Annotated in this window: 7 protein-coding genes; 5 read left to right on the top strand and 2 right to left on the bottom strand. The window is 58.9% G+C overall.

Going from position 1 to position 12,901, the window contains the following annotated elements; translation table 11 throughout:
• Window positions 1-21: 21 nt before the first annotated feature.
• Window positions 22-1,071: an endonuclease/exonuclease/phosphatase family protein gene (locus NQ519_RS07765; protein ID WP_026076726.1), complete on the bottom strand. Its 1,050-nt coding sequence runs from the start codon at window positions 1,069-1,071 to the stop codon at window positions 22-24.
• Between the two features lie 380 nt (window positions 1,072-1,451).
• On the opposite strand from NQ519_RS07765, the gene NQ519_RS07760 reads away from it, so the two are divergent.
• From NQ519_RS07760 to NQ519_RS07740, 5 genes are read left to right on the top strand one after another with little or no spacing between them, the layout of a single operon-like run.
• Window positions 1,452-4,124, top strand: a complete 2,673-nt coding sequence (locus tag NQ519_RS07760) for a zinc-dependent metalloprotease (protein WP_044118825.1) — start codon at window positions 1,452-1,454, stop codon at window positions 4,122-4,124.
• A 52-nt stretch (window positions 4,125-4,176) separates the two neighbouring features.
• Window positions 4,177-7,500, top strand: a complete 3,324-nt coding sequence (locus tag NQ519_RS07755) for a SusC/RagA family TonB-linked outer membrane protein (protein WP_227901148.1) — start codon at window positions 4,177-4,179, stop codon at window positions 7,498-7,500.
• A 13-nt stretch (window positions 7,501-7,513) separates the two neighbouring features.
• Window positions 7,514-8,980 carry a RagB/SusD family nutrient uptake outer membrane protein gene (locus NQ519_RS07750; RefSeq protein ID WP_019151732.1) on the top strand — a complete coding sequence of 489 codons (1,467 nt, stop codon included), beginning with the start codon at window positions 7,514-7,516 and terminating at the stop codon, window positions 8,978-8,980.
• Window positions 8,981-8,993: 13 nt separating this feature from the next.
• Window positions 8,994-9,899, top strand: a complete 906-nt coding sequence (locus NQ519_RS07745) for a DUF4843 domain-containing protein (RefSeq protein WP_019151733.1) — start codon at window positions 8,994-8,996, stop codon at window positions 9,897-9,899.
• A gap of 15 nt (window positions 9,900-9,914) precedes the next feature.
• Window positions 9,915-11,420 (top strand): hypothetical protein, encoded by a 1,506-nt coding sequence (locus NQ519_RS07740; RefSeq protein ID WP_019151734.1) that lies wholly within the window; start codon window positions 9,915-9,917, stop codon window positions 11,418-11,420.
• Window positions 11,421-11,480: 60 nt separating this feature from the next.
• Here NQ519_RS07740 and NQ519_RS07735 read toward each other — a convergent pair whose 3' ends face one another.
• Window positions 11,481-12,878, bottom strand: coding sequence for a Gfo/Idh/MocA family protein (locus NQ519_RS07735; protein WP_019151735.1), 1,398 nt, complete (start codon window positions 12,876-12,878; stop codon window positions 11,481-11,483).
• Window positions 12,879-12,901: the final 23 nt, after the last annotated feature.

Below are 12,901 nucleotides of genomic sequence, written 5' to 3'. Positions count from 1 at the left end.
ATGGCTCACTGAACGGAATCGTCATATCCGCCGGAACCGCAGTTCGGCGACGACGGCCTTGTGGTCGCTCACATCGTCCTGCGGCATGTAGTAACCCACGCCCGCAAACCGGTCGTCATAGAAGATATAGTCGATCCGCAGCACGCCGCCCAGATAACGGAACGTGCCGCCGAATCCGTTGCCGACAGCCCGGAATCCGTCGGTCATGTCGCCCTTCAGCCGGCGGTAGGTATAGGACGAAGGGGTGTCGTTGAAATCCCCGGCCACGATGACCGGGTAGTGCGTGGAGTCGATCACCGCACGGATCTCGCGGACCTGCTGCGCCCGGATACGGCTGTTGCGCTCCAATTCGCCGATCACGCGCTCGACCGGAACGTCGCGGCCGTGATCCTTGCGGAAACGCTGCCGGAGGCCCGAAATGCCCGATGTCTGCAAGTGCACCGAAAAGATGCGCACCGTGTCGTCGCCGACCTTCACGTCGGCCTGCAAATAGTCGTTGCCCGAGTCGGGAAAGCGGACGTAGCGATGGTCCACGATCGGGAAACGGCTCAGAACGGCCTGACCGGCCCGGTAAACGAAATAGGGCATCTGCGGAGCGAAAAGCCGGGCGATGCTGTCGGGCGGAAAGGCCCGGTCGTCGATGAACTCCTGAAAGCACGCCACGTCGATATGCTCGCGGTTCATCATCGACGCGATGGCGCGGGCGGTGACGGAGGTGGGCCCGAGACGGCGGAACCCGTAGGCATTGAGCGTCGCCACGCGGATGTCATGGGGCCCTTCGTCGTCGAAATCGGGCAGCTGGATCATGGCCGACACGTAGCCCAGGTTGAGCGCCAGCGCCGCGACGGGCATCAGCGCCACGCCCCACCGGCGGAGCAACAGCCACCAGACGAGCGCCGCGAGGTTCAGCAGCAGGATGACGGGCATCAGCAACCCGATCGAAGCCCAGAAATTCCCGGCTTCGGGCGAGACGAACGACGCGCGCCAGCTCAGAACGGCTGCGACCAGCAACAACGCAGTAAAGACGACTGCGAGACCCGTTAACAGATCAGATACGGTTTTCCGGCCCATAAATTATTTCGACTCGATTCGTTTGTTCCGTCGGCAAAGATAGTCACTTTTCCTGCAACCGCCTTGCCGACCGCAAAAGCGGCATCCGGCCGGTGCAAAAATACGGCCACAACCGTTCTGACGCCGATGGATTCCGTTGCGGCGGATCAAGCCGGAGCAAACCTCTGTCCCGACATCCGTTTCATCGCACCGTCCGTCCGTAAAATAATCGTTTCGGTCCGTTCGCGTATTGCAAAATCGAATCGTTTTCAATATATTTGTCCGTCAGCCCTCTGATCGCCGTAAACGAATTGCAACGCGAAACGACTTTTTCCCGATAAATCGAAACACAAAGACACGATTTGCTTATAGAAAACCAATAAATGCCCAAATTTATTTATATGCGTTCACTTTCCAAATTCTGTATCCTGCTGCTCACGGCAGGACTGCTCGCGCTCCCTGCGTCAGGAGCGGCGGCCTCCAAATCAAAATCCAAAAAGAAAAAGACGAAGACAGAGGAGGTCGCCAAACCGAAAACCGACAAATACACCAAGATGTTTGTCAACGACAAGTCGTGCGTAACGGCCAAGGGACCCTTTCTGACACTGCACAAGCTCAAAGGCAAACTCTACGCCGAAGTTCCCCTCGAAACGATCGGCCGCGAGATGCTCATCGCTTCGACCATCTCCGAAGCCAGCGACACCAATCTGGGAACCATCGGCTACAAACCGAAGGACCCCATCCACGTCAAGTTCACGCGGATCGACACCACGCTCTACCTCTCCGAAGCCCCCGTGCCCCCGCTCTACGACAAGAACGACCCCCACATGGCCAAGGCCATCAGCCGCAGTTCGCTGCCCGCCATCATCACGTCGTTCAGTTTCGTCTGCTACAACCGCGACAGTTCGGCGCTGGTCGTCGATATGACCAAGTTCTTCGCCGGGGACAACGCCCAGCTGGCTCCCATGAGCAACAGCAACAACGGCCTGATCAGCATCACCGGAAAGTTCAAGAGCGAAGGCTCGGCCATCGACCAGATCAAGGCGTTCGAGGACAACGTCACGATCAAATCGTACCTCTCCTACTCGGTATCGGCCAGCCTGCTGGGTCTGGTATCGCTCAAGAAGGACGAGCCGATGACCATGAAGGTGACGCGCACGATCCTGCTGCTGCCCGAGGAGGCGATGCGGCCGCGTCTGGCCGATGACCGGATCGGCATCTTCCTGACCGGCCTGTCGCGCATCGACGGCAAGAAAGAGACCATCGAGGACTTCTCGGTCATCAACCGCTGGGACCTCCAGCCCAAGGACGTGGAGGCATGGAAACGCGGCGAACTCGTGGAACCGGTCAAACCCATCGTCTTCTACCTCGACGACGCATTCCCCGCGCTGTGGCGCGACCCGATCCGCCGCGGCGTCCTGCGCTGGAACAAGGCGTTCGAGAAGATCGGATTCAAGAACGTCATGCACATCGAGGACTTCCCGAAAGACGATCCCGAATTCGACCCCGACAACCTGAAATACTCCTGCATCCGCTATGTCCCGGCAGCCGTGGCCAACGCCATGGGACCCTCGTGGGTCGATCCGCGCTCGGGCGAGATCATCAATGCCTCGGTGCTGATGTACAACGACGTGGTGCGGCTGGCCAACACGTGGCGCTTCGTGCAGACCTCGCAGGTAGACGAGCGCGTGCGCGGCAAGGAGCTCCCCGACGACGTTTTCCAGGAAACGCTGGAATACATCCTCGCCCATGAGATCGGACACACGCTGGGCCTGATGCACAACATGGCGGCCTCGAGCGCATTCCCCGTGGATTCGCTGCGCAGCGCCTCGTTCACGCAGAAGCACGGCACCACGCCCTCGATCATGGACTACGCGCGTTTCAACTACGTGGCGCAGCCCGGCGACCGGGGCGTGAAGGTGACTCCGCCGGACCTCGGCCCCTACGACGAATACGTCATCAAGTACGCCTACACGCCGCTGCCCGACAAGAAAGACATGTTCGACGAAGAGAAAACCATCCGCGGATGGATCGACGAAAAGGTCGGCGATCCGATCTACCGCTACGGCCGTCAGCAGCTCATCGCACGCTACGACCCGACCGCCCTGGAGGAGGATCTCGGCGACGACGCCATGAAGGCCGGCGACTACGGCATCGCCAACCTGAAATACATCCTCTCGCACATGGAGGAGTGGATTCCCGACGAGGAGGACCCCGACCTGACGAAGCGCATCCGGCTCTACGAAGCGATCGCCGGACAGTTCGCCCGCTACGTCAATGCCGCGATGCTCAACGTGGGCGGCATCTACCTCAAACAGGTGAACAGCAACACCCCCGGAGGCCCCCAGGCCGTCGCCGTGCCGAAAGAGCGCCAGCGCGCCGCGCTGAAATGGGTGCTCGCGCAGATGAAGGACTCGTCGTGGCTCGAACAACCCGCGCTGACCGAGAAACTGCCGCTGCACGTGGACCTCTCGTCCATCCTGCGCTTCAACTTCTGCCGTGCGTTCTTCACCTATTATAAGAACGTCATGCTCTCGTCGCACATCTCGGACAACCCCTACACCCCGCAGGAGTATATGAACGATCTCTACAACATCGTCTTCGAGAACACGATCAAGGGGCGTTCGCTCTCGCCGTCGGAACGGCTCATCCAGCGGATGTTCGTCGATGCGTCCGCCGACGTGGCAGCCAGCGAGGCCAAGCGTCTGAAGCTGGGCGGCATCGCCGAAGCCTATGCACCCTCGGTGGACGAAATCGCCCTGCTGGGACTGGACGACACGGGGCTGGTGGAACGCTACCTCACCCCGCTGCGCGAAGCCGAGGAGGAACACGGCAAAGGCTTCGTGGCGTCGAAACTCTGGAACGCCGACGCGCTGTCGCACGGCTATGGCTGGCAGTACAACGTCCAGCTGCGGTCGATCGACGAGTCGCGCGCCCTGTTCGTCAGCGTCAACGACCGCATCCTGAAACTGCTGCGGTCGCGCGAAAAGAGCGCCTCGGGCGAAACCCGGGCCCACTATCAGGGCATGATCTACGTGCTCGAACGCAGCATGTTCCCGTCACAGAAAAACTAAGAACCCGGGCAGGCCGGTTCATCCGGACCGGCCTGCTTAAACACCCAAGTCTATGCAAAAAATTCTACACTTTCTCAGCCGGGCACGGGCGCTCCGGTTGGTATTGCTCGCAGCAGCGGTCTGTACTGCGACTACCGTGACAATGGCGCAGGGGGGGGGAAATCCGATCAACCTGAACGCCACAGTGAGTATCGCGGCGACGGAACAACCCGTCGGGACGATACTGGATGAAATTACCAAAAAGACCGGGATCAAGATCGCTTACGATCCCGAAGACATCCGCCGGCTCCCGCCCGTAAGCGGAGAGTTCAAAAAAGCGGCGATCTCGGACGTGCTCGACCGCTGCATCGCCGGATCGAGTTTCAAATACCAGATCGAAAACAACGTCGTGCTGGTCTACGACACGACGGTCAAGACGCGCCGCTTCACCGTAGCGGGCACGGTCTACGACTCGAACAATACGGTGCTGCCCGGTGCCACGGTGCTGCTGGCAAACGGATCGGGACAGGGAGTCTCGACCGACGAAAAGGGTGAATTCACCTTCTCCTTCACGACCAAGACGAGCCCCGCCCTGCTGGAAGTGGGATTCCTGGGCATGGAGACACGCCAGGTAGTGGTCACGGGCTCGATGAAAGGGCTCAAAGTGAAGCTCAAGGAGGGCGGCACGCAGATCGAGGACGTGGTGGTCAACGGCATGTTCTCGCGCAACAAGAGCACGTTCACCGGTTCGGTGACCACGGTCAAGGGCGAAGAGCTCGTTTCGATCTCGAACACCAATCTCATGACGGCCCTGAGCGCCGTGACCCCGGGCATGGTGGTCGTACAGAACAACGCCCTCGGCTCGAACCCCAACGCCATTCCCGAAATCCTGATCCGCGGTTCGAACTCCATCGCCACCTCGGCCGAGGAGAAAGCCTACAACAACCCGCTCATCATCCTCGACGGCGCCGAAATCTCGATGGAGGAGCTTTATGACCTCGACATGTACGAGATCGAGCGCATCGACGTTCTGAAAGACGCTCAGGCCGCCATCGTCTACGGCGACCGCGCCGCCAACGGCGTGATCGTCATCGAACGCCAGCAGGTGACGGACAGCAAACCCCGTCTGAGCTACAACTTCGTTCCCGAACTGAGCATCCCCGACCTGAGTTCGATAAACCTGACCAATGCCGCTCAGAAACTGGAGCTGGAACGGCTGGCAGGCTTCTACGAAACGGCTGACGGGTCGATGGACAAAGCCTACGCCTACAAATTGCAGAACGTCCGCCGCGGCATCAACACCGACTGGATACGCGCCCCGCTGCGCGTGCCGTTCAGCCACACCCATTCGCTTTCGCTGAGCGGCCGCGCCCAAAAGATCGACTACCGCGCGTCGCTGCGTTTCAGCGACAAATACGGCGTCATGAAGGGCGACAACCGCCGCAACTACACGCTCAACTTCTCGGTGGGCTACCACTCGCGGGACAAACTCACGCTGCGCTACACGGCCAACTATTCGCTGACCGACTCCAAAGAGTCGCCCTACGGCAATTTCAGCGCCTACACGAAACTGAATCCCTACGAATCGCCCTACGACGAATACGGCGATCTGGTGAAGGCGTTCTATTTCAACCCCGAAGACCCCTCGACGACCAGCCAGGGATTCCAGGCCAACCCGCTCTACAACGCCACGCTGTCGAGCTTCTCGACCGCCCGGACCCAGAATCTGCGCAACACGGTCGATGCCAAATGGGAGATTACGCCCGACTTCTACGTCAGCGGCCAGTTCAACGTCGATATAGAAAGCAGTCAGTCCGACCGTTACATCTCGCCCGACGACGCACAGTTCCTCAGCAAGTCGGAGCCCTCGGAGCGGGGAACCTACCGCCTGGGCACCAGCAAGGGATTCAACTACGACGGCAAGATCGTGCTCAACTACGGCCGTTCGCTCGACAGCCAGGGATCGGGATTCGTGATCAACGCCGGAACGGACATCCAGCACACGAACCTCACCTCGTCGTACGTCACGGCCATGGGCTTCCTGAAAGACGAACTTTCGGACATCAAATACGCGCTGGGGTACGATCCGAGCAACCTGCCCTCCGGCAGCGAGACGCTGCTGGCCAAAGTGGGATTCTTCGCCAGCGGCAACATCTACTTCCGCAACCGCTATTTCGCCGACATCTCCTACCGGACCTCCGGCTCGTCGGCCTACGGCTCGGAGAACCGCTTCGCGCCGATGTGGTCGTTCGGTCTGGGCTGGAACCTCCACAAGGAAAAATTCCTCGACGATGTGGAGTGGATCGACGTAATGCGCCTCACCTGGTCGTGGGGTTACAACGGCCAGACCACCGGCAGCCCCTATCAGGCCATCACCACGTACCGCTATGACAACAAGAACATGTACTACACGGGTGTGGGAACCGTCCCGATCCGCATGGGCAACCCCGAACTGAAATGGCAGCGCGTGCTGAAGAACAACATCGGCATCGACCTCACGCTCTTCAAGGAGCGTCTGGTCCTGAGTTTCGACTATTTCCGCAACACGACCAAGGACCAGCTGATGAGCATTCCGCTCCCGGCCTCGACCGGCGCCGAGAACATCACGGTGAACTTCGGCGAGAACCAGAACACGGGTTACGACTTCTCGGTCGCCGCACAGATCATCCGCAACCGCAACTGGGCGTGGACCTCGGTGATCAACGGCTCGCACGTCAAGGACCGCATCAAGCGCATCAGCAATACGCTGAAGAACACCTCCTATCAGGTCGATCTGGACAGCCCGCTGATGCTGCGGTTCCGGGAGGGCGGCTCGCAGTACGACATCTACGCCGTGCGTTCGGCCGGCATCGACCCCGCCACGGGACAGGAGATCTTCATCAAGAAGAACGGCGAATACACCTTCAAATACGACACCGAAGACGAAGTGGTCGTGGGCAACACGCAGCCCAAACTGCAAGGCACGTGGCTCAACACGCTGCGCTACAAGGGCTGGTCGCTGAATTTCGTATTCAGCTACACGTTCGGCGGAGACACCTACAACAAGACCCTCTGGGAGAAGGTCGAGAACATCGACCCGCGCTACAATGTCGATGAACGCGCCTTCACCGACCGCTGGAAGAACCCCGGCGACCTGTCGCGCTACCTGGCCATCCGCCAAACCACGCAAACGTACAACTCGGAACGTTTCGTGGAACGCCTCAACGAACTGTGGCTGTCGAGCGCGACGATCTCCTACGAGTTCCAGGCCAAGTTCCTCAAACGGCTCGGATTCAAACGCCTGGCCGTCGGCGTCGGCGTCACGGACCTCGTGCGTTTTTCCAGCGTGAAGTACGAACGTGGTACGAGCTATCCGTACAGCCGTACGATCAACCTGATGTTCCGTCCCACTTTCTAACATGCCGAAGACTATGAAATCAATCAAACAATACAGTCAGACCCTGCTGCTGCTGACGCTGCTGCTGAGCGGCTGCGGGGCTTACCTCGATGTCAACCCCAAATCGGAGGTAACCGACAAGGAACTTTTCTCCACGGCCGAAGGCTGCGAAGACGCCATCTACGGAATCTATGCCGAGATCGGCGGCGAGCGCAACGGACTCTACGGACAAATGCTCGCCTACAAATACCCCGAGCTGATGACCGGCAATTTCACCATCAACCAGAGCGACAACATGGCCTACATCGTCCAGCGGCAGTGGACACACGACAATGCCATCGCCGTCGCCGAAAAGATCTGGACCACGGGATACAAGGTCATCGGCCATGTCAACAAGGCCCTGTCCCACATCCTGCCGAAAGACGACAGCGAATTCCGCCATACGCGGCTCTACAAGGGCGAACTTCTCGCCCTGCGGGCCTTCCTCCACTTCGAAATGGCGCGCATCTTCGCCGTATCGTTCGCCTCGGGCGACGCCGCGGCCAAAACCAAGGCGATTCCTTATGTGAAGAGCTACGGCATTCAGGTCACTCCGTACAGTTCGCTCGACAAGGTGTTCGAATTCATCATCGCCGACCTGACCGAAGCCGAGAAGTACCTCGAAGAGGATGCGACCCTGCTTCCGGTGGTGCGCGACAACGCCATGGGCGACTTCACGAGCAACCGCATCACCCATTTCAACCTCTACGCCGTCAAGGCGCTGCTGGCCCGCGCATACTGGACGATGAACGATCTGGAAAAGGCCGAAGGCTACGCACAGGAGGTCATCGACAGCGGCAAATTCCCGCTGAAAACGACCGCCGGGGCCTGGAACAGTCTCGAAACGGGTACGCTCGACATGCAGGAAACCGTCGTCGGTCTCTATTCGACGACCTTCACGTACTACTATTATTTCGACCTGATCCGCAGCTCCACGAGCATGGGCTCCATGAAACTCGCGGAGCAATACACCTCGATCTTCGAAGCGGATCAGGAGGGCAATGCCGACCGGCGCTACGTGGCGTGGTTCGACCGGAACAACAACTGGTGCACGAAGCACTACAATGTGATGTACGCTTCCAGCAACGACTCCGGTTCGACGGCGACCTACAACGGCAATTCGATCCCGGGCGTGAGCCTGATCCGCATTCCGGAGATGTACTACATCGTCGCGGAGGCCAATCTCACGAAAGATCCCGACAAGGCCACCGAGTATCTCGACTACGTGGTCACGTCGCGCGACCAGACCGCGTTCGCCGACCGGGAAGCGGGCAAAATCACCGAGGAGAATATCTTCAACGACCGCCGCAAGGAATTCTTCGCCGACGGAGACGATTTCCACAACATGAAGCGCCTTGCCCGCGACCTCACCATTTCAGGCATGGGAACTTTCGCCGGCAATGACGACGCGACCTACACGATGCCCATTCCGGCAAGCGTGGAAGACAATTACAGACAATAAAAAAACGAGGCATATGAAACGCAAACTCATATTCAACATCCTCATCGTCCTGAGCGCGACGGGCGGATTTCTCTCCTGCTCCGATACGTGGCTGATGTACGACACCTCGCAGAAGGACAAACTCTATTTCAGCGACGGAGCCCAGAGTCTGGACCGCTATCTCTCGACCGAAGCGCCGTTCGCCCTGCTGGACGAATCGGTGAAGGAGCTCCGGCAAACCATATCGGTGAAACTGCTGGGCACGGTCGCCGACCATGACCGGACCTTCGAAGTGCAGGCCATCCACGACACGACGACCAACTACACGACGGGCGGTGTCGCACGCGAACTCTACGACGCCGTCGAAGGCGAAGACTACACGATCGACGAACTCATCGTCCCGGCAGGGTCCGTGGAGGGCCGGATCGAGGTCACGGTGAAGCGCACCGAAAAACTCAAGGACAAAACGGCTTCGCTGGTGCTTCAAATCGCCGAAAGCGACGAATTCCAAGGCGTTCCGCGCAATGTTCACCGCATCTTGATCTCCGACGGTATCGCCGCCTGCCCCAACTGGTGGTACCATACCGCCACTATTCAGTGGTATATGTATCTGGGCGAATTCCGCGAGGAGAAATACCGGAAGCTGCTGGAACTCTACCACGGTATCGAAGAACTCAATCCGTCGCTTTACGCCGAGATGGTCGAGCAGTTCGGCGAAAATATCGACAACAAAACTTATGTAAACAAAAACGGAATAGTGACCGAAATCCGTACAGGCTTTTTCCATAACAGCAACAACCCCTATAAAATGGCCTGGAACCGATATGTGCTCAGCCCACTATACGAATACTACAAGACCAATTACCCCGATTTGGAAACCTACGGCACCTATAACTCAGGTACGGGCACCGGATGGAGAGATCCGGTAAATATCTATTAACCGAACAAACGCACCATGAAAAAGTTACTGAAATATTTCGTGGCCGTCGGCTGCGGCATCGTACTGATCTCCTGCTACGGACTTGAAAAAGAGGAGTACCGCGAACTGGCGCCGATTACGGTCAGCGGTCTGGAACAGACCATTTATGCCAAGGCAACCGAGAAGTTGACGCTGAACAGCCTGCGTGTCGAGAGCGGCAACGATCACGAGATCGCTTACGAGTGGTCCTACGGCCGTCCCGACGGCGACTTCCCCGGAATGATCGATACGACCTTCATTTCCAGTTCGCCCACGCTCGACTACGCCTTCGAAAAGTCCGGCAGTTATGTGCTGCGCCTGCGGATCGACAACGGCGAGAGCATCGGCTTCTACTACTACGACCTGCGCGTGCAGTCGGGATTCGACGAAGGCTATCTGATCCTCTGCAACGACGCGGAGAATCGCGGTTCGCTGGCGTTCGTCAAGATACGGACGCCCCAGGAGGAGACCGAGAATGCACAGGAGGTGTGGGACGATCTGCTGAATCTGATCAATCCGGAGTACGAATTCCGGAACCTGAACGACGTTTACGTCTTCTCCACACCCGGATTCTGGTCGGGCGTTCTGATCTCGTCGAATGACGACGAAAGCTCGATCTATCGTCTCGACGCCGCATCGCTCGCCGTCACCCACCGCATGAAGAGCATGGAGGAATACGGTGTTCAGACCGGAACGATTCTGGGAGAGCAGACCTATGGAAGCACCGAGCAATACGTCCATCTGATCGGCGAGGATTTCAAAGCCTATCGTTACGAATTCTCAGTCGATATGCTCATCTCCCGGAACCCGCCCTATCCGGCAAAATACAGCCAGCAGGGGTACTTCGCCTCAAAAAGCAAAGGAGTACGCAGCGTACTCACATTCTCCGAAGAGGGTGCGAATCTATTCCCCAACGGCCGCAGCACGAAAGGATATGCCGCGCCGAGCGGATATAAGTTCGTCAATATAGCTGCTGCACGAGTCGGAGAAGGACAGTATGACCGCTGCTATTTATACTACATTGCACAGTCAATCGAAGGTTCTTCCAAACAGATCAAGATACTCAAAACAAATGATTCGTTCGGCGAACCGACCGAACTCCTGACATACACCGAGTCGGCCCCGATGCTGATGAACGCCCATTCGCGGATCGTGACGACGAAGCTCAACGGAAACGCCTATTACGACTACGACAACAAAATCTACCACTGGTCGATGACCGGAACTTCGCCGCGGATGCCGGCCGAAGGGGACCAGCCCGACATCACGCTGCCCGACGGCGAACAGATCATGGACATCTGCACCAATGCGGTACCGTCCACTTCGTCCACGGTGATCGACGACGACAAACTGCTGATCGCCACCTATAACCCCACGGCGACGGATCGCAAGCCGGGCAGTCTGTACCTCTACGATCTGCGGACGATGAAAAAGGAGAAGGAGTGGATCGGCATCTGCGAAAAGCCGGTGGCCGTGGCCTACAAATTCCCGACGTCGAACTGACGCCCGGTCCGACAAGTATCAAAAATTCGGCCCTCCCGCATGGGAGGGCCGAATTGCATTCTATTGAACCAACATCGCGTGGTGATAACCGTCGATCTTGTCCCAGTCCCCACGCGTGAAGTCGGGCACAGCCACCGGAGCGCTGTTGTGTTCGAGCGACATGGCCGTCAACGCCCCGATGCACGACCATTCGGCGGCATCATAAACGTCCTGATCGAGCGGCAGGCCGTGGTGCAGGCAGTAGATCAGGCGGTAATCCATGATGAAATCCATGCCGCCGTGGCCGCCGACCTCCCGGGCCTTCGCCTCGATCTCCATAGCAATCGGGTGCTTGTAACGCTCCATCAGCGCCTCCCGCACCTCCCGGGGCACGAAGCGGTGGCTGCTCAGGTCCTCGTGGTCGGGCACGCCCGACTCCGTGAGCTGTTCGGGATCGAAGGCGTAGCCCTGAACCGGGTATTTGTTGGCGAAGCCCTTCGTACCGGTCAGCTGGTACATGCGGCTGTAAGGACGCGGCGTGTAGACGTTGTGTTCCAGCAGGATCGTGCGGCCCCTCTCGGTCTTGATCAGCGTCGAGGTGTGGTCGGCGTTGGCGAACTCCGTGGCGCCCATCTTCTCCCCGGCCTGTTTCAGGCCGTTGACCGACCGGGTGTCCACGGCCACGAGGTAGTTCATCTTGTCGCCGCGGTGGATGTCCAGCAGCTGGCAGGCGGGGCCGAGGCCGTGCGTGGCGTAAACGTCGCCGCGGTGCTTTTGGTTGAAGTCGAGGCGCCAGTTGCTCTCGTAGTAGTCCCAGAAGGCATCCAGATTGTGGATATACGATCCCTCGACATGGAGGATGTCGCCGAACAGCCCCTGTTTGGCCATGTTGAGCGTCGTGAGCTCGAAGAAGTCGTAGACGCAGTTTTCGAGCATCATGCAATGGCGCCGGGTCTTTTCGGCGGTGTTCACCAGTTGCCAGCACTCGTCGAGCGACGTGGCGGCGGGAACCTCCACGGCGACGTGCTTGCCCTGCTTCATGGCGTAGACCGCCATCGGCACGTGCTTCTGCCACGGGGTGACGATGTAGACGAGGTCGATGTCGCCGCGCTCGCAGAGCTGTTTCCAGCCCTCTTCGCCGCTGTAAGCCGCGGCTTCGGGAAATCCGCGACGCGCGAGGATCGCCTGCGCGCTATCGACCCGCTCGGGGTAAAGGTCGCAGAGGGCCTTGATCTCAACGCCGTCGAGATGAGTGAAGCGCTCCACAGCGCCCGGACCGCGCATGCCCAGCCCGACGAAGCCCACCCGGACCGTCTCCATCGGAGCCGTCCTGAGCCCCAGCACCGATTCCTGGCCCGGTTCGCGCGCCGGCGTGTCGAACACGATCGCCCCGTCGATGGTCTTCCAGCCTTTCGAACCGCAACCCGAAAACAAGAGGATACCCGCGAGAGCTCCCGATAAAACGAGGAATTTCTTCATTTGTACAGCAGATTGATTGGTTT

Origin of the sequence: Alistipes senegalensis JC50 (assembly GCF_025145645.1) — a bacterium.
Lineage (GTDB): Bacteria > Bacteroidota > Bacteroidia > Bacteroidales > Rikenellaceae > Alistipes > Alistipes senegalensis.
This window is presented reverse-complemented; position numbering and strand designations above follow the sequence as displayed.